At 60.0% G+C, this 16,915-nt stretch carries 18 protein-coding genes; 8 read left to right on the top strand and 10 right to left on the bottom strand.

Going from position 1 to position 16,915, the window contains the following annotated elements; all coding sequences use genetic code 11:
* Positions 1-4: 4 nt before the first annotated feature.
* From CR254_RS03145 to CR254_RS03130, 4 genes are all read right to left on the bottom strand, one after another.
* Positions 5-1,513, bottom strand: coding sequence for an aldehyde dehydrogenase family protein (locus tag CR254_RS03145; protein WP_097928346.1), 1,509 nt, complete (start codon positions 1,511-1,513; stop codon positions 5-7).
* Positions 1,506-2,375, bottom strand: coding sequence for an NAD(P)-dependent oxidoreductase (locus CR254_RS03140; RefSeq protein WP_245851364.1), 870 nt, complete (start codon positions 2,373-2,375; stop codon positions 1,506-1,508). The genes CR254_RS03145 and CR254_RS03140 overlap by 8 nt, the downstream gene beginning before the upstream one ends.
* Positions 2,376-2,477: 102 nt before the next feature.
* Positions 2,478-3,377, bottom strand: a complete 900-nt coding sequence (locus tag CR254_RS03135) for a LysR family transcriptional regulator (RefSeq protein ID WP_097928344.1) — start codon at positions 3,375-3,377, stop codon at positions 2,478-2,480.
* A 142-nt stretch (positions 3,378-3,519) separates the two neighbouring features.
* A complete protein-coding gene (locus tag CR254_RS03130) occupies positions 3,520-3,972 on the bottom strand; it encodes a PaaI family thioesterase (protein WP_097928343.1) in 453 nt (150 codons plus the stop codon).
* 141 nt (positions 3,973-4,113) lie between these two features.
* Here CR254_RS03130 and CR254_RS03125 point away from each other — a divergent pair, with 141 nt between their 5' ends.
* Genes CR254_RS03125 through CR254_RS03115 form a run of 3 tightly spaced genes read left to right on the top strand, consistent with a single transcriptional unit; the run spans position 4,114 to position 6,184 of the window.
* Positions 4,114-4,539, top strand: a complete 426-nt coding sequence (locus tag CR254_RS03125) for a hypothetical protein (RefSeq protein ID WP_145996693.1) — start codon at positions 4,114-4,116, stop codon at positions 4,537-4,539.
* On the top strand, positions 4,532-5,452 hold the full coding sequence (locus tag CR254_RS03120; RefSeq protein WP_097928341.1) for a sterol desaturase family protein: 921 nt from the start codon (positions 4,532-4,534) through the stop codon (positions 5,450-5,452). Before CR254_RS03125 ends, CR254_RS03120 begins: the two co-directional genes overlap by 8 nt.
* Positions 5,453-5,455: 3 nt before the next feature.
* A complete protein-coding gene (locus tag CR254_RS03115; RefSeq protein ID WP_097928340.1) occupies positions 5,456-6,184 on the top strand; it encodes a TlyA family RNA methyltransferase in 729 nt (242 codons plus the stop codon).
* Between the two features lie 18 nt (positions 6,185-6,202).
* Here CR254_RS03115 and CR254_RS03110 read toward each other — a convergent pair whose 3' ends face one another.
* The gene (locus CR254_RS03110) at positions 6,203-8,230 is read right to left on the bottom strand and encodes an NADPH-dependent 2,4-dienoyl-CoA reductase (protein ID WP_097928339.1); all 2,028 of its coding nucleotides are present in this window, start codon (positions 8,228-8,230) and stop codon (positions 6,203-6,205) included.
* Positions 8,231-8,337: 107 nt separating this feature from the next.
* Complete coding sequence (locus tag CR254_RS03105) at positions 8,338-8,589, bottom strand: hypothetical protein (protein ID WP_097928338.1); 252 nt, start codon at positions 8,587-8,589, stop codon at positions 8,338-8,340.
* A gap of 120 nt (positions 8,590-8,709) precedes the next feature.
* On the opposite strand from CR254_RS03105, the gene pyrC reads away from it, so the two are divergent.
* Entirely contained in the window at positions 8,710-9,741 is a 1,032-nt protein-coding gene (pyrC, locus tag CR254_RS03100) for a dihydroorotase (RefSeq protein ID WP_219617971.1), read from the top strand.
* A gap of 37 nt (positions 9,742-9,778) precedes the next feature.
* On the top strand, positions 9,779-10,474 hold the full coding sequence (locus tag CR254_RS03095) for an orotate phosphoribosyltransferase (protein WP_097928336.1): 696 nt from the start codon (positions 9,779-9,781) through the stop codon (positions 10,472-10,474).
* 67 nt (positions 10,475-10,541) lie between these two features.
* On the opposite strand, the gene CR254_RS03090 is transcribed toward CR254_RS03095, so the two are convergent.
* Both CR254_RS03090 and pip read right to left on the bottom strand, forming a co-directional pair.
* Entirely contained in the window at positions 10,542-11,192 is a 651-nt protein-coding gene (locus tag CR254_RS03090; protein WP_097928335.1) for a YiaD family glycine zipper/OmpA-like lipoprotein, read from the bottom strand.
* Between the two features lie 135 nt (positions 11,193-11,327).
* Complete coding sequence (gene pip / locus CR254_RS03085) at positions 11,328-12,317, bottom strand: prolyl aminopeptidase (RefSeq protein WP_097928334.1); 990 nt, start codon at positions 12,315-12,317, stop codon at positions 11,328-11,330.
* Between the two features lie 54 nt (positions 12,318-12,371).
* Between pip and ubiG the strand changes: the two genes are divergently transcribed.
* On the top strand, positions 12,372-13,115 hold the full coding sequence (gene ubiG / locus CR254_RS03080) for a bifunctional 2-polyprenyl-6-hydroxyphenol methylase/3-demethylubiquinol 3-O-methyltransferase UbiG (protein ID WP_097928333.1): 744 nt from the start codon (positions 12,372-12,374) through the stop codon (positions 13,113-13,115).
* Here ubiG and CR254_RS03075 read toward each other — a convergent pair.
* The gene (locus CR254_RS03075; RefSeq protein ID WP_097928332.1) at positions 13,112-13,891 is read right to left on the bottom strand and encodes an SseB family protein; all 780 of its coding nucleotides are present in this window, start codon (positions 13,889-13,891) and stop codon (positions 13,112-13,114) included. The genes ubiG and CR254_RS03075 overlap by 4 nt on opposite strands.
* A gap of 12 nt (positions 13,892-13,903) precedes the next feature.
* The gene (locus tag CR254_RS03070; protein WP_097928331.1) at positions 13,904-14,506 is read right to left on the bottom strand and encodes a uracil-DNA glycosylase family protein; all 603 of its coding nucleotides are present in this window, start codon (positions 14,504-14,506) and stop codon (positions 13,904-13,906) included.
* Positions 14,507-14,789: 283 nt separating this feature from the next.
* On the opposite strand from CR254_RS03070, the gene CR254_RS03065 reads away from it, so the two are divergent.
* A complete protein-coding gene (locus CR254_RS03065; protein ID WP_097928330.1) occupies positions 14,790-15,443 on the top strand; it encodes an ABC transporter ATP-binding protein in 654 nt (217 codons plus the stop codon).
* Entirely contained in the window at positions 15,427-16,914 is a 1,488-nt protein-coding gene (locus CR254_RS03060; protein WP_097928329.1) for a KpsE/RkpR family capsule polysaccharide export protein, read from the top strand. The genes CR254_RS03065 and CR254_RS03060 overlap by 17 nt, the downstream gene beginning before the upstream one ends.
* Position 16,915: the final 1 nt, after the last annotated feature.

The following is a 16,915-nucleotide window of genomic DNA, read 5'->3' as shown; positions in this document are numbered from 1 at the left end:
CCCCTCAGGATACATATCCGAATGCGATGCGCGGCGTTGGCGCGCTGTCCAGCCAGACACTCTTGGCCGATGTATATTCCATTAACCCGTCCATGCCGCTGGACCGGCCAAAGCCTGAATTCAACGACCCGCCAAAGGGGGACGAGACGTGGATCGCCTTGTAACTGTTGATCCAGAATGTCCCCGCCCGCACCGCGTCTGCCATACGATGGGCACGTCCGACATCGGCTGTCCAGACCGCACCGGCCAGCCCGAATTGCGTATCGTTGGCCAGCGCGATTGCCTGTGCCTCATCCTCGAACGGGATTGCGGCAACAACCGGTCCGAAAATCTCGGTCTGGGCGGCAGTGGCTGAATTGGACAGATTGCGCAGCACGGTTGGCGGCACGAAATAGCCCTGCGTCGGGCGGTCATCGCGCGACAGCACGGATGCCCCGTCGCTTTGTGCCTGTCCGATCATGGTGTTCACGTGGGTAAACTGACGCGCATTGCTCATCGGGCCGATTTCCGTTGCCTCGTCCAGCGGATCACCCAGCTTGATATTGTTCATGCCGGTGGCCAGCATTTCGATCAACTCATCATAGACCGATTTATGCACCAGCAATCGCGACCCCGCGACGCAGCTTTGCCCCGCGCCGGAAAAGATCGCCGCCTGCGCGCCCAGACAGGCATGTTCCAGATTGGCATCCCCGAAGACGATATTCGCTGATTTTCCGCCCAGCTCCAGCACCGCAGGCTTTAGCGCCGCCGCCGCAGCCGTGGCGACATGGCGTCCGGTTTCGGGCGACCCGACAAAGATCACCTTGCGCACTGCCGGATGCTGGGTTGCGGTCTGGCCGGTGGTTGGGCCCAACCCGCATAGAACATTGACCAAGCCACGGGGCAGTCCGGCCTCCTCCGCCAGTTTGACCAAGGCAACGGTGGTCAGCGGCGTCAGCTCGCTCGGCTTGATCACCACACCATTGCCCGTCGCGATGGCCGGCGCGATCTGCCAGCCGCCGGTAAAGACGGGGGCGTTCCACGGCGTGATCTGAAATACCACGCCCAGCGGTTCACGCATTGTGTAGTTCAGATGGCCCGACGGAACGGGGATCACCTCACCATGCAGCTTGTCAGCCCAGCCGCCATAATAGGCGAACATCTCGGCCACTTTCGCGACCTCGATCCGGCAGTCGCGGATCGGCTTGCCTGCGACAATCGCCTCAACCGTTGCCAGATCCTCCACATGGGACAGAACCGCGCGGGAAATATCCTGCATGACCTGCCCGCGCGCGGCGGCGGATATCCCCTTGGCCCAACCACGCTGCGCGCGCTGGGATGCCTCACATGCGGCAATGGCGAGGGGGGCACCGGCATCGGGATAGCTGAACAGCTCCTCCTCGGTATAGGGATCAACCAACGTGATGGCATCGCCCGTCCCATCGACCAGCGCACCGTCAATCCAGCTTTGCGGTTGCGCGCCAAGCCCTAGCGCCGCCATTGCTGTCAGCAGTTTTTGCTTGTGATCAGACATCGTCACTCTCCACGCCGGTGTGTTTTACAATCTCGTTGAAATCAGCGGTATCGGGGATGTTGCCGGACCTGTTCAGCCAGATATCCGCGATGCTGGCAAAGCCGCTAACATCCACGCCGGACCCCTTGGCCAGATCCAGCGCCAGCCCGACATCCTTGCGCATCAGCCCCATGGTGAATCCGGAATCGAACCCGCCGTTCAGCACCCATTTGGGGAAGTTCACCTCACTCACCCCACTACGGCCCGACCCTGCATTGATGCCCTCCAGCAAATCCTCGGGGTCAACGCCTGCGGCCTGACCCAGCCGGACCGCCTCACCCACCAGAATGAGGTTGGCGGCGCACAGCATGTTGTTCGCAATCTTGGCCGCGTGACCTGCCCCCGAACCGCCCACGATCACCGTTTTGGCCGTGATGATGTCCAGCACAGGGCGCAGCTGTTCGATGGCCTGCGCATCACCGCCCAGCAACATGGTCATCGTCCCCGCATTCGCCGCCGCCGGTCCGCCGCTGACCGGACCATCGACAAAGGCGAACCCGTGCTGCTGCCCGGTCGCCGCCATCGCCTGCGAGGTTGCGGGTTCCGAGGTCGAGGTATCCAGCACAATCGCGCCGCCCTGAAAGTCGCTCGCAATCTGCTCCATGACGGCGGTGACAATCGCGGCCTTGGGCAGGGACAGGATCAGCACCTGAACCGCGCGCGCCAGCTCAGCAGGGGTTTTCACGACAGTCGCACCCAGCGTTTGCATTCTGGCCTGTGTCGCGGGATCAGGGTCATAGCATGTTAAATCGCGGCCATTGGCCAGCAATTGCGCCGCCATACCGCCGCCCATATTCCCACATCCGATAAGTCCGATTTTCACGCTGACACTCCCACCGCTGATCCTGTTTCAAGCAGGATAGGCCGGTTTTTCGGGGCGAAGAATGCTGCGAAATCGACTATTTTGTTGCGCTGAACGCAACGCTTAGCGAAAGGCAGACATCCGCCGCAAATGCTTCAAAACCAAATTGGCCGCCTGTGGCAGCTTGCGCCCCTCACGCCGCACCAAGGACGAAACTCCCTCGGCAAACCCGCTGGAGGAAATGGGATGCGCCGACAGGATACCGTCGGACAGCTCGCCCTCGACCACAAAGCGGGGCAGGATGGTGTAGCCCATATCGTTGCGCACAAATGCCTTCAGCGCGGAGATCGCTCCCGTCTCCACCACGGCGCGCAAACGAACGCTGTGCTTTGCCTCAACCGCGGTAATCATCGCGCCGATGCCAAAGCTTTTGGGCGGAATCGCGCAGGGCATCTTGGCCAGCATGGTCAGGTCCAGCGCGGTATCATCAAACCGCCCACCCTTACGAACCAAGGCGACGAGGGGCTGCGTCTTGGCCGTTTCAACCCGAATTTGCGGATCGCGCGCGACATTATAGGCCAACCCCAGATGGGCGCGTTCGGAGGTAACCTGATCCACAACATGCTCGGTCGAACCCACGGTCAGCGCCAGCGTGATGTCGGGATATTGCTGGGCGAAACTGTTCAACGCGCTGTCGAACAGATCGCCGACAAATCCCTCACCCACGGCGATGGTCACTTTGCCACGCTTCATATTGCGCAGGGCGTCGAATTCGGATTGCAGCAGGTCCAGCGCGCCCTCCTGCTGGCGTAAAAACGCGATCAGCAATGTGCCTGCCTCGGTCGGGCGAACACCGGTGCGGCCCCGTTCCAGCAGGGGCACAGCCATTGCTGTTTCCAATGCGGACAGATTGCGGCTGACGGTGGATGGCTCAATGCCCAGCTGCTCCGCCGCGGCGCGCACTGTTCCGGCCTGAACCGCGGTCAGAAAACAGGTGGTATGTTTGGGGTCAAGGTTTTGCATCCCCCAATGCTGATGCAACAAAGGGTTGAGATCAATGCGCGCAATGCAACAAGCGGTCCGTTAACCAAATCGGGTCGGCCATGATTTTGCCAGCCATAGCGCAGCCCGATAGCAGCCACATAGCAGCCGCCGGATTATCGCGTTAACCTTTGGCCGGTTTGACGTGCCACGCGACGGTCATCTCGTTCACCTTGGTGCCGGTTTCATCGGTGATATCGACGATCACATCGAACTTCACGCGCCCCTCGGATTGGAGGGTGGCCATAGCCTGAGCCCCGGGGATCGAGGTCCGCGCCCGCGCTGTCAGATCGCCCTTGGCCAATGCCAGATAGGTTATTTTTGCCTCGGCCGCGACGGGGCGCGATTGCAGGATCACGGGGGCCAGCGCGCCGGCCAATGCGGCACCGCTGGCCGTTTCACCCAGAGTAAACACAGCCCCCGCATGGGGCGTGCCGATATGATTGCAAGTCTCTGGCGTTGCAGGCAAAACAGCCTCGGATATGCCATCGCCAACCGTCACAATCTGCACACCTGAATGGGCGGCAAAGGGGATGGATTGGCCTAGATGCGCGCGGATCATCTCATAGGGGTTCATTGCTGTTTCCTCCGGTTTTGGGGAATGATGCGCCGCGCCGCAGGGCCGATCAACGCTGCCCTAACGGCAGGCACGTGACGTAAGGATAGGGTTGAGCGGCCGCCGAAAGCATTGCCAAATATGGTCGAAGGGACGCCCATCATGACGCTACAGCTCCTCGGCCTGTTGGTCGTTTTCGGTATCACAGGCATTGTCATGCTGGTCCATTTTACCGGTGGATCGCAGGCCGCATCCCTGTCGCAGGATGAAGATATTCGGGACGCATGGCATGCCGATTGGCCCCATAATAAGCCGCTGAAAACGATGGTAAACACGGGCGGAACCGCTGCGCTGATCCACCTGCCGAATGACGCGCTGGGCCTGATCTGGAGCTTTGGCGCGGACACGGTTTCGCGCACCCTTACGGCGGGTTCGCTGCGGTCGGTAAAGGCGCGGGGTAACACGCTGATCGTGCAGTTCAACGCCTTTGACTGCCCCACCGCACGCATCCCGCTAACCCGACGTGAGCTGCCCGAATGGCACGCGCAACTCGCCCCCTATCTGCCGCAGGAGGTTTCCCATGGATGACGCAACCAGCTTTCCCGATGTTGTTGTGCTGGCCGTACCTGTCTTTATTCTGCTGATGATTGTTGAGATTTTCTATATTCGCTGGCGTGACGGCGCAGGTCGATATGAAACAAAAGATACAGCAACCAGCCTAATCATGGGCGCGGGCAGTGTCGTTGCGGGACTGTTGCTGGGGTTTATCGCCTATAACGTCTATTTTTGGGTGTGGAATTTCCGCCTGTTCGATTTGGGCACTGCATGGTTCGTCGTTCTTCTATGCTTCGTTCTGGATGACCTGCGCTATTACTGCGTGCACCGCATCGGCCATACGTCACGCTGGGTTTGGGCCAGCCATGTGAACCACCACTCATCGCAGCATTACAACCTGTCCACGGCCCTGCGGCAAACATGGACGGGGGAGCTGACGGGGATGTTTATTCTGCAAATCCCGTTGGTTTTCATGGGCTTCCATCCGCTGATGGTGTTGTTCGTGGGCGGGCTGAACCTCGTGTACCAGTTCTGGATCCATACCGAGGTGATCGACAAGCTGCCGCGCCCGATCGAGTATATCTTTAACACCCCGTCCCATCATCGCGTCCACCACGGGCGCAATGCGCAATATCTGGATGCGAATTACGCTGGCACGCTGATCATCTGGGACCGCATGTTCGGAACCTTTGTGCCTGAGGAAGAGAAGCCGGATTACGGCCTGGTGCATAATTTGGGCAGTTTTAACCCGATCCGGGTCGCCTTCCACGAATATGTGGGTATTTTGCGCGATGTGACACAGCGCGGCATCACTTGGCGCGACCGTTGGAACTACGTGCAGAAACCGCCGGGATGGAGCCATGATGGCAGTCGTGAAACCTCAGAGGATATCAAGCGCCGCCATGTTGAGGCGAACCCGAACCTGCGCGGTAAACCGGGGCTATAGGTCATGATCCGGCTGGATCAGGCGCTGGTGGTGCAGGGCCTTGCGCCCAGCCGGTCGCGGGCCGCGCAGTTGATCGCGGCGGGCGTTGTGCAGGTGAACGGGGCGTCGGTGGCCAAACCATCGGTCAAGGTGGCCGAGGATGCCGCCATCACCCTGACCCACAATCCGATCCCGTGGGTTAGCCGTGCGGCGTTGAAGCTGGACCATGCGCTGGATGAATTCGGGCTGGTGCCGCAGGGCGTTTGCCTCGACCTTGGGGCCTCAACCGGTGGGTTCACGCAGGTCCTGCTGGCACGCGGTGCGGCGCAGGTTTTTGCCGTGGATGTGGGTCGGGACCAGTTGCATCCGGATGTTGCTGGCGATGCCCGCGTGGTGCGACTGGACGGCGTGAATGCCAAGGATATCACCGCCGATCTGTTGCCGCCGCTGGATTGGATCGTGACGGATGTCAGCTTTATTTCTCTGGAGAAAGCCCTGCCGCCCGCATTGGCACTGGCCAAGCCGGGTGCCCGTTTGGTCGCATTGGTAAAGCCGCAATTCGAGGTTGGCCGCGCCCATATTGGCAAGGGTGGCATCGTCAGCGACCCCGTTGCCCGTGATGCGGCGCGCACGCGGATTGAGGGGTTTCTGGCCGATCAGGGCTGGCAGGTGCAGGGCACCACGCAAAGCCCGATTACGGGGTCTGACGGTAATGTGGAATATTTGATGACGGCGGTTAGGGCGCGGCACTGATCCCGCGCCACTTGGTAATTACAGCGATGCGGCCAGCTCGGACCCTTGCTTGATCGCGCGTTTCGCGTCTAATTCCGCGGCCACATCCGCGCCGCCGATAACATGCACGGTACGACCAGCGGCCTGTAGCTGATCGGCCAAGTCGCGAAAGCTGACCTGACCCGCGCACATCACCAAGGTATCGGCGGCAATCCAGCGGGGGTTTTCGCGGGCTTCACCGGAGGATACCTGAATGCCCTGCGGCCCGATCTGTTCGTAATTGACGCCTGCGACCATCTGCACGTTTTTCATCTTTAACGCGGCGCGGTGAATCCAGCCGGTCGTTTTGCCCAAGCCCGCGCCGGGTTTCTTTGCCTTTCGCTGCATCATGGTGATGGAGCGGGCAGGGGCCTCTGGCTGCGGTCCCTCGGGGCGCAGACCGCCGGCAACATCTGCCGGATCGCCAACGCCCCATTCGGCCAACCATTCGTCGCGGTTCAGAGTCGGGCTTTCGCCCTTTTGGGTCAGGAATTCGGACACGTCGAACCCGATCCCGCCCGCGCCGATGACAGCAACGGTTTCGCCCACAACGGCCTTGCCGCGCAGCACATCGACATAGCTGACGACATTGTCGCCATCCTGCCCGGCGATACCCGTATCACGGGGCAGAACGCCGGTGGCGATGACGACCTCGTCAAATTCGACCAGTGCGGCAACCGTGGCCTCGGTTTCCAAGCGGACATCGACGTTGTGCACGTCTAGCATCCGGCGGAAATAATCGACCATGTGCCAGAATTCCTCCTTACCCGGAATCTGCTTGGCCATGTTGAGCTGGCCGCCAATCTCGCTGTCCTTCTCGAACAACGTGACCTTGTGGCCCCGCTCGGCGGCGACAATGGCGGTGGACAGACCGGCAGGGCCAGCACCGACCACGGCGACGGTTTTGGCCACGTCCACGGCGGGATAATTCAGGATCGTTTCATGGCAGGCGCGCGGGTTCACAAGGCAGCTTGTCAGCTTCATCGAGAATGTGTGGTCCAAACACGCCTGATTGCACGCGATGCAGATGTTGATCTGGTCGGATTTCCCCTCGGCCGCCTTGCGCATGAAATGGCCGTCGGCCAGCCATGGGCGGGCCATGCTGACCATATCGGCGCAACCCTCGGCCAGAATGCCCTCGGCCGTTTCAGGATTGTTGATCCGGTTCGAGGTAATCAGCGGGATCGACACCGCGCCCATCAGCTTTTTCGTGACCCAAGTGAATGCGCCGCGCGGGACGGAGGTTGCAATGGTGGGCACCCGTGCCTCGTGCCAGCCGATGCCGGTATTGATGATGGTGGCGCCTGCGGCCTCCACCGCCTTGGCCAATTGCACGACCTCTTGCCATGTTGATCCATTGGGGATCAGGTCAATCATGCTGAGGCGGTAGATGATGATGAAATCGGGGCCGACGGCCTCGCGACAGCGGCGCACGACCTCGACCGGCAGGCGCATACGGTTTTCATAGCTGCCGCCCCAGCGATCCGTGCGTTTATTGGTGTGGGTGACGAGGAACTGGTTCAGGAAATATCCCTCGGAGCCCATAATCTCCACGCCGTCATACCCTGCCTCACGCGCGCGCAGGGTGGCGGTGACCATGTCCGCGATCTGTTTTTCGATGCCTTCTTCGTCCAGTTCAGTGGGGGGGAACGGGCTGATCGGGGATTTCACGGGCGAGGGGGCCACGCATTTGTGGTTATAGGCGTATCGTCCGGCATGCAGGATCTGCATCGCAATCTTGCCGCCCGCCGCATGAACTGCGTCGGTGACGATGCGGTTATTTGCGATGTCCTTATCCGTGAACAGGCCCGCGGCACCGGGTAGTACGCCGCCCTCTTCGTTCGGGGCCATGCCGCCGGTGACCATCAGGGCGGCACCGCCCTCGGCCCGTTCTGCGAAATAGGCGGCGATGCGGTTATAGTCGCCAACTTCCTCCAACCCCGTATGCATCGAGCCCATGATGGCGCGGTTTTTCAACGTGGTGAAACCCAGATCGAGCGGTGCAAGCAGGTGCGGGTAGTTGGTCATGATAGCCTCCGAAGTGTCACGCGGGCCTTATGTGCGGCTCGCTTTGCGATCACTTTACGTGGAGGTCAGGTGCTGTAAATAAAAACGCCACGGCAGGGCGGGATGCGTCAATCGCTGACAACGAAATCATCATCGGTATCCAGGCCATTTGCCTGTTTGCGCGACAGGATTGCCGCCTCGCCCCGTGTCAGGACGCCACATTCGTCGCCGTGCAGCCCGAGCGAAAGCTCAAGCTGCACGCAACCCAATTCAGGCGTTGGGTTTAAAAGTCCGGATTCGGCAGGATCAAACGGGCGTTCGCCCTCTGCACATGCGCTCAATGCCATAGCGGCGATCAGGGGTGTGAGTTTCAGCAACATGTTCTTCTCTCCGTTCTACAATACTTCACATAGGTCGCACCTATGCCAGTTACCAGTGAACGCACGATTGCGTGACAGGATAGGGCAGTGCTAGTTATCCGGAACCGACTGGAGAACATGATGCATATCACCCTTCGCCGCCCCGATGACTGGCACCTGCACCTGCGCGATGGCGCAATGCTAGAGGGCATATTGCCGGAAAGCGCACGGGACTTTGGACGGGCGATCATTATGCCCAATCTGGTGCCGCCAGTTGTGACCGGCGCGGATGCTGCGGCTTATCGCGATCGTATCCTAGCCGCATTGCCAGAGGGCGCGGACTTCGCCCCGCTGATGACGCTGTACCTGACCGAGGGGACCGACCCCGACGATCTGGCCGCCGCTGCGCAATCTGGCCTGATCACGGCGGTTAAGCTTTATCCAGCAGGCGCCACCACAAACTCCGATAGCGGCGTGCGCGATATCGACAAAGTCATGCCAGTGCTGGAGCGTATGGCCGAAATCGGTCTGCCGCTATGTATGCATGGTGAGGTCACAGACCCCGCCATTGATATTTTCGACCGCGAAGCCGTGTTTCTGGACCGTGTGCTGGAGCCCCTGCGGACCCGCCTGCCAGAACTCAAGATGACGTTGGAGCATGTGACGACCAAGGATGGTGTGGATTACGTGCGCGGCGCGGATCGCAATCTGGCCTGTACGCTGACCACGCATCACCTGATTATCAACCGCAATCACATGCTGGTTGGCGGCATCCGGCCCCATTACTACTGCTTGCCCATCGTGAAGCGGGCCGAGCATCAGCAGGCGCTGCGGGCGGCGGCGACATCGGGCGATGCGCGCTTCTTCCTCGGGACGGACAGCGCACCACATGTGGATGCGGCCAAGGAAACCGGCTGCGGTTGCGCGGGCGTATTCTCGGCCACCAACACCATGCCATTGCTGGCGCAGGTGTTTGACGAGGAAAACGCGCTGGATCAGCTCGAATCCTTCGCCTCGCTCAACGGTCCTGCATGGTATGGGCTGGCCCCGAACGAGGCGCAGATGGTGCTGGAAAAAATCCCCGGTGAGTTTCCCGCCACGATCGAAACCGGTGCAGGCCCCGTAACGGTTTTTGACCCCGGCTTTGCCCCCCAATGGCGCGTGCGCCGCTGAATTTCACGGCCGCGTGGCGGTATCGAAAGGACATCAGATGTTTCAGAATTCTTACCCCTCGGATGCGGAAATGGCGCGGCTGACAGCACGGATGTTGCTGGAAATCGGCGCGGTGCATTTTCGTGCGGATGAGCCGTATATCTTCACCTCGGGCATTGCCGCGCCGGTCTATATTGATTGCCGCAAGCTGATCTCCTTCCCGCGCATTCGTGGCGCGCTGATGGATTTCGCCGTGGCCAAGCTGTACCGCAATGCTGGTTTCGAAGCATTCGACGCCGTCGCCGGTGGCGAAACCGCTGGCATCCCGTTTTCGGCCTGGATCGCGGAGCGGATGGCCCTGCCGATGCAATATGTCCGCAAAAAGCCCAAGGGCTTTGGCCGTGACGCACAGATCGAGGGCCTGATCGAGGAAGGCCAGCGCGTGCTGTTGGTTGAGGATCTGACCACCGATGGCGGCTCCAAGGTCAAATTCGCCGAGGCGATCCGCAAGGCCGGCGCGAAATGCGATCACACGGTCGTCGTCTTTTACTACGACATCTTCAAGGACGCGCCGGAAAAGCTGCGCGAGCATGGTCTGGAGCTGCACTGGCTGGCCACATGGTGGGACGTTCTGGCCGAGGCACGGGTGCAGGGCCATTTCGATACCAAGACATTGGACGCGGTTGAGGCATTCCTGAACAACCCGCTGGAATGGTCCGCAGCGAATGGCGGTAAGGCAGAAACTTCGGTTTAAGGCATAAATGTAAAAGGGCCCGACTGATGCGATCAGCCGGGCCCTTTTCTACTCTAACTGACGCAGATTACTGCGTTGGTGTGATCACCAGCTCAACACGACGGTTGGTCGCGCGGCCGTTTGGCGTGTCGTTGGACGCGATTGGCTGGCTCTCACCGGCGCCGGATGCGATCAGGCGGCTCTGCTGTACGCCATTGGCAACCAGCACGTTGGAAACGGCCTGTGCGCGGCGTGTGGACAGACGCTGGTTGTAATCGTCAGCACCGGTGGAGTCGGTGTGGCCGGTGATGCGAACGATCGAGCCCGGGAATTGACGCAGGTTGCTGGCCAGAACCGAAAGCTGGTTCTGGAAGCCCGGCGCAACATCGGCGCTGTCGGTGGCGAAGGTGATTGCTTCAGGCAATGTTACGATCAGCTGATCGCCAGTGTTTTGAATGCCAACGCCCGAACCAGCCAGATCGCGGCGCAGTTCAGCCTCCTGACGGTCAAGGTCGGCACCGATCAGTGCGCCTGCACCTGCGCCCACAGCGGCGCCAATCAGCGTGCCCTGTGTGTCACCGCCAGCGAGCTGACCCGCAGCCGCGCCCAGTGCCGCGCCCAGCAGCGCGCCCTGATTGCGGTTTGCGCTTTCGCCAGTGGTCAGTGATCCCTGTGCGCATGCAGTCAGTGTCATGCCTGCAAGTAGAAGTGCGCCAGTTGTTTTGAATGCGATAGTCATAAGGAAATACCCCCGTTAGTGCTGCAGTCTCTAGAGCTTAACGCCCCAGACCCGGCACGGTTTCACAAATGTGGTGCGCCTCGGGTCTGTGTCCAGTGCTGAATGACACGATATTAACGAGTTTGCCGCGTTACCTCACGCGTTTGTGTGCTCTACTTCCTTCAGCTCCTCCATCACGGCGACCAGTTCGGCGGTGATGCCGGGTTCGGACAGGGCGTGCCCTGCGGTGCGAACTGAGCGTAGTTCGGAATCGGGCCATGCCTGGTTCAGGGTCCATGCGCTGACCGGCGGGCAAATCATGTCATAGCGGCCCTGTACGATATATCCGGGTATCCCCTTGAGCCGAGAAACTTGGTCGAGGATTTGACCCTCCTCAATCCAGCCCAGATTCGAGAAATAGTGGTTTTCAATCCGGCTAAAGGCGCGCGCATATTCGCCCGACCCGCCAGAGGATCGCCCATGGCTTTCCAGGGCGGCAAGGTTGGATTCCCATGCGGCCCATGCGCGGGCATAGCGGACCTGCTCCGCCCGATCCGGCCCGAACAGGCGGCGGCGATAGGCGGCGATCATGTCGCCGCGTTCCTCCATCGGGATCAGTGCGGTGAAACGCTCCCATTCCTCGGGCCAAAAACGGGCGACGCCGCCATTATAGAACCAGTCCAGTTCGGTCTGCATCATCAGGAACACACCACGCAGGATGATCCCCTGCACCCGCGACGGATGTGCCTGCGCATAGAGCAGGGCCAGCGTGGCGCCCCAACTGCCGCCGAAAACATACCAGCGCTCGATGCCCAGATGTTCGCGCAGCAGCTCGATATCCGCGATCAGATCGTGGGTCGTGTTGTTGTCAACGCTGGCATGGGGAACCGACCGCCCGCATCCACGCTGATCAAACAGGATGGAGCGGTAGTGATTCGGATCGAAAAAGCGGCGCATCGCAGGGCTGCATCCGCCACCGGGGCCACCATGCAGGACAACGACGGGAACGCCGTCCACCTTGCCCGATTCCTCGGCATAGAGCTGGTGCCCGCCGGGGACCTCTAGCACAAATTGTGCTGATGGTTCCCGTGGGGGATAAAGACTGCGCCGATATGGCACGCTATTTCGGCTTCCGTGTTCACGCATTTTCGAACTATGTCCTACTGCAACGGAGAGTTAAATCCATCGAAAGGCGATAATATGCCCGCGCAGACAAGTGTAAATGACGGCGAGATCGCAAAGTTTCAGGCGATGGCCGATGAATGGTGGGACGAGGAGGGTAAATTTAAGCCTCTTCATATGCTTAATCCAACACGACTGGATTATATCACGCGCCAGATTGCTGCGGAATTTGGTCGTGACCTAACGGCAGAATTGCCCTTTGCCGGATTGCGCATCCTCGATATCGGGTGCGGCGGCGGGTTGTTGAGCGAACCAATGGCCCGGCTGGGTGCAACTGTTGTCGGCGCGGATGCGGCGGAACGGAACCTGCCCGTGGCGCGGCTACATGCCGAACAATCCGGCCTGACCATCGATTATCGTCACACCACGGCGGAGGCGATGGCCGCAGATGGCGAGCAGTTCGACGCAGTTCTGAATATGGAAGTAGTGGAGCATGTCGAGGACCCCGCCAGTTTCCTGACCACCTGCCATGACCTGCTGAAACCGGGTGGGTTGATGGTGTGTTCAACCCTGAACCGGAATCCGAAGAGCTTTCTTTTCGCGATCATCGGTGCGGAACATATCATGCGCTGGTTGCCTGTCGGCACGCATGAGCATTCGAAATTCATCACGCCCGATGAACTGTTCGAATTGCTGCGCGGCGCAGGCATGGATCCGGTGGATCGCACCGGATTCAAATTCAACTTCGCCCGCTGGGATTGGTCACTGGACGCGCGCGATCTCGGCGTGAATTACGTTACGGCCAGTGTGAAGCCCGCTTAGCGCAGGATCGGCGGCTTTGACGGATCAGTGCCGGGGGCTGTGACCTCGCGCACGATTTCCTGCCGCTGGGGGATTTCAAAGCCTAGGCCCTTGGCTCGCAGGGATGGCAGAGCCTTGGCGCCCTCGTCCAGAAACACGATATCCAACTGTCCGGCATCCAGACCGGATAGACGCAGGGCCTCGGACAGGGCATCGGCGATTGCGTCCTTGGCAGGCGGTAATGCGTCAACGATGGCCAGCATGTGGCCGCGTGTGCCGTCGCGATAGGATACGCCGACCAGCCAGCTTTCACGGGCCAGCCCCTCCAGCGTTGGCAGCTTCTCGGCAATCGCGCTGAGCAAGGCGTCGGGCACCCCCTGCGGGCGGGTTACGTCGCGCACGGCAGCCTCTCGCACCACGGTCAGGTCGGTTAATTGTTCCACCGCCCATCGCAGGGCGTCCACCGGCAGGATCGTTTCGGACGTATGCCCGCCAAGGTTCAGCGCCAAGGCGATGTCCTGCTCGACCAGCATCTTGACCAGGCGACGACCGGACATAGCGGCAAATTCGCTGGGACCCTCCATAAACTCAACCAAGCGCAGCTCACGATCAAAGGCCAAGGCGATGCGCCCGTCATCCGTGTCGAGGATCACAGGGCGGATCGTTTCGCCATCCGCTTCGTCCTCCAATGCGACGAACAGTTCGGTTTCCAGCAGGCGCGACCAGAAACGCGGGCGCTGTGCCTCGTCGGTTTCGGCTTCGCTATGGGCGGTGTCTAGGGGCGTGATCTCTGTCATGGGGGATAGATGTCAGCCGCGCCCCGCCAGTGCAAGTGTGACCGCATCACGCATGCGCGGCAGGACGTCCGCCTCGAACCACGGGTTTTTCTTGAGCCAGCCAGAATTACGCCAACTGGGATGGGGCAGGGCAAAGGTATCGGGCGGATAATCCCGCCAATCCGCTACGGTTTGCGTGACATTGGTTTTCACGCCCAGATGCCATTTTTGCGCATACCCGCCGATCAGCAGTTTGACGCGGGTTTGGGGCATCGCGGCGATGCAGTCCGCACGCCACGTGCTGGCGCAAACCTTGGGTGGGGGCAGGTCCGATCCCTTTGCATCATAACCCGGAAAACAGAACGCCATCGGCAGAATGGCGAATTTCGAGCGGTCATAGAATGTTGCACGATCCACACCCAGCCAATCGCGCAGGCGGTCGCCGGACCTGTCGTCAAACGGAATGCCCGATGCATGAACCCGCGCGCCGGGGGCTTGGCCCGCGATCAGGATCGGCGCTTGCGTGGACAGCCAAACAACGGGGCGGGGGCGGTGCACTGTTTTGGTCACGGCAAAGCGATCGGCGCAAATTGTGCACTGCTCGGCGCGGTGGATCAGGGTTTCGAGCGTGGACATGTGACCCCCTTGCAGATGTGATATGATCTACACCCTATACCAAGGCGGCAGACCCCGTTGCCAAGATATCGTGAGGCGACATTCCGCAAACACTGGCCACAAAGCCGTGCATTGCGGCATCAGGTCTGAGTTGCTACTGAAATGATTGAACGAACACGTGTTGCTGTGCCCTTGATTTCCATTCGTGCCCTCAAACCGTAAAAAGAGTGCCGATGCCGATCATTAAGCAGATGTTCATCGACACACGTATAATTTCTGTCGAAACGGGCGGAGCTGATACCAGATGATTGAGTTTCGTAATGTAAGTAAATCCTACTGGACCGGTGTGCGGCGCAAGGTGATCCTGGATCAGGCCAGCTTTCGCATTGATCTGGGGCAGTCCCTTGGCATCCTTGCCCCGAACGGAACGGGGAAAACCACGCTGATCAATATGATGGCCGGAATTACCCGACCGGATGAGGGGTTTATCCTGCGCGAAAGCCGGATTTCCTTTCCCATGGGCTTTATGGGCGTTGTTGATCCCAGCCTGTCCGGCGCCGAAAACGCCCGATTTGCGGGCCATTTCTACGGCGCCGATCCAGATTACGTTGAGGCATTTTGCCGGTGGATGTGCAATCTGGAGGAATATTTCGAGCAACCGGTCAGCACCTATTCCTCGGGCATGGCGGGGCGGTTGTCGCTTTCCCTGCTGCTCAGCCTCGATTTTGACATCTATCTGGTGGATGAGGGGATGCCGACGATGGCCGATGCCGAATTTGTGCGCAAGGCGGGCGAGGTATTTCGGGAGCGTCTGAAACATGCGACACTGGTGATGGTATCGCATATGCCAAAGCAACTTGAGGCCTATGCACAAAAGGCCGCAATCCTGAAAAACGGGCGCCTGAAATTTTACGATACTCTCGAAGAGGCCAAGCAGTTCTATGACTACACCCGCTGATCAACCGGATCCGTCCGAGCCAGTCGATAAGGACAAGGCCGAGGTAATGGCCCGCCGCGCCCGTCGCCGTGCGCGAAAGTTGATGAACGAGGCTGACAGTTGGGAGGAGCATTCCGCCAGTGACGGCAAGGTGCCGCCACCGGTTGATGGTTCGTCCCCGATCAAAAAACGACAGGACGTGATGTCTGTTATCAACGCGCAGATGCGGGCCGAACAGCAAAAGAGTGACGAGAACGAAAACATCCAACTGCCCGCGAAACAGCGTGAGCAGGGCGTGGCCAAGGTTGAGCCGGGTCCGGCAAACGCACCGCCAATTGATCCGCGCGATGCGGAAATCCTTGAAATTCAGCGCGAACTGGTTCGGCGGCGGCGGCGGCGGTTTATCCTGCTATGGCTGCGTCTGGCCTTTTTCGTGGTGCTGCCAACGGCGCTCGTGGGGAATTACTACTTTAATTACGCAACGCCGTTTTATTCCTCGACGTCGAATGTGTTGCTGAATCCGGCGGCGGCCTCGCTGAATTCTGAATCCGCGACCGGTGTCACGGCCAGTGCAAACCTGCTGCGCGACTCGATTGCGATTCAGGATTTCCTGACCTCGCGTGAGGCGATGCGGATTCTGGATCAGGATCTGGGCATCGTCGGGCATTATTCTGATACCAGCATTGATCCGATCCAACGACTGGCCGCTGATGCGAGCGAGAATGAAGCATATGCCCTGTACAAGGATCGCGTGCTGATCGGCTTCGATCTGCTTGAGGGGATTTTGCGGATTGAGGTAATCGCGGCCACGCCCGACATGGCCTATGCAATATCCAACCGCTTGATTGAACTGGCAGAACAGCGTGTTGATACCATGTCGGACAGGAACCAGCAAAACGCGCTGGCCAGTGCGCAATTGGTGCTGGAAACGGCTGAAGCTGGCCTGGAGGAAGCATATGAGCGGGTTCTGACCCTACAGGAACAACGCGGCATCTTCTCCGCCGAGCTGGAGGTTGGTCTGGTTCAGGCGCAAATTTCCGGCCTGACAACCGCGCTGGAGGAACGGCGGCTTAGCCTTGCCGCCTTGCAGGACAATGCACGGCCGAATCCGGCGCAGGTCCGCGTTTTGAATGCCGAGATCGCGCGGCTGGAGGAGGCAATCTCCGAACAGCGGCAATTGGTTGTTAGCGCGCAGACCGAGCGCACATCACTGGCGCGGATCAGTGCCGAAATGGCGCAGGCCGAACAACAGCTTGCAACGCGCAACCTAATGGTGGAATCCGCAGTTGCAGGGCTGGAGCTCGCCCGTCGGGATGCGTCACAGCAGCTGATGTTCCTTGCGCGGGCGGTGAATCCGGTGCGTCCGGTTGTGCCCAGCTATCCGCGGGCGCTTGAATATACCGTGTTGGCTTTCGTGATCTTCTTTGCGGCCTATATGATGGTCAGCTTGACGATTTCGATCCTGCGCGAACAGATGAGTTATGGGGACTAAT

The organism is Pontivivens marinum, assembly GCF_900231835.1.
GTDB classification, from domain to species: Bacteria; Pseudomonadota; Alphaproteobacteria; order Rhodobacterales; family Rhodobacteraceae; genus Pontivivens; species Pontivivens marinum.
The sequence above is the reverse complement of the archived record's forward strand: the minus strand, read 5'-3'. Positions and strand labels throughout refer to the sequence as shown.

Excerpts from the sequence above, each read along its gene's own strand:
- CR254_RS03095 (WP_097928336.1), top strand. The coding sequence starts at position 9,779 with ATGTTTCAGAATTCTTACCCCTCGGATGCGGAAATGGCGCGGCTGACA.
- CR254_RS03120 (WP_097928341.1), top strand. The coding sequence starts at position 4,532 with ATGGATGACGCAACCAGCTTTCCCGATGTTGTTGTGCTGGCCGTACCT.
- CR254_RS03115 (WP_097928340.1), top strand. The coding sequence starts at position 5,456 with ATGATCCGGCTGGATCAGGCGCTGGTGGTGCAGGGCCTTGCGCCCAGC.
- CR254_RS03070 (WP_097928331.1), bottom strand. The coding sequence starts at position 14,506 with ATGTCCACGCTCGAAACCCTGATCCACCGCGCCGAGCAGTGCACAATT.
- CR254_RS03145 (WP_097928346.1), bottom strand. The coding sequence starts at position 1,513 with ATGTCTGATCACAAGCAAAAACTGCTGACAGCAATGGCGGCGCTAGGG.
- pyrC (WP_219617971.1), top strand. The coding sequence starts at position 8,710 with ATGCATATCACCCTTCGCCGCCCCGATGACTGGCACCTGCACCTGCGC.
- CR254_RS03105 (WP_097928338.1), bottom strand. The coding sequence starts at position 8,589 with ATGTTGCTGAAACTCACACCCCTGATCGCCGCTATGGCATTGAGCGCA.
- CR254_RS03090 (WP_097928335.1), bottom strand. The coding sequence starts at position 11,192 with ATGACTATCGCATTCAAAACAACTGGCGCACTTCTACTTGCAGGCATG.
- CR254_RS03075 (WP_097928332.1), bottom strand. The coding sequence starts at position 13,891 with ATGACAGAGATCACGCCCCTAGACACCGCCCATAGCGAAGCCGAAACC.
- CR254_RS03065 (WP_097928330.1), top strand. The coding sequence starts at position 14,790 with ATGATTGAGTTTCGTAATGTAAGTAAATCCTACTGGACCGGTGTGCGG.
- CR254_RS03060 (WP_097928329.1), top strand. The coding sequence starts at position 15,427 with ATGACTACACCCGCTGATCAACCGGATCCGTCCGAGCCAGTCGATAAG.
- pip (WP_097928334.1), bottom strand. The coding sequence starts at position 12,317 with ATGCGTGAACACGGAAGCCGAAATAGCGTGCCATATCGGCGCAGTCTT.
- CR254_RS03130 (WP_097928343.1), bottom strand. The coding sequence starts at position 3,972 with ATGAACCCCTATGAGATGATCCGCGCGCATCTAGGCCAATCCATCCCC.
- CR254_RS03125 (WP_145996693.1), top strand. The coding sequence starts at position 4,114 with ATGACGCTACAGCTCCTCGGCCTGTTGGTCGTTTTCGGTATCACAGGC.
- ubiG (WP_097928333.1), top strand. The coding sequence starts at position 12,372 with ATGCCCGCGCAGACAAGTGTAAATGACGGCGAGATCGCAAAGTTTCAG.
- CR254_RS03135 (WP_097928344.1), bottom strand. The coding sequence starts at position 3,377 with ATGCAAAACCTTGACCCCAAACATACCACCTGTTTTCTGACCGCGGTT.
- CR254_RS03110 (WP_097928339.1), bottom strand. The coding sequence starts at position 8,230 with ATGACCAACTACCCGCACCTGCTTGCACCGCTCGATCTGGGTTTCACC.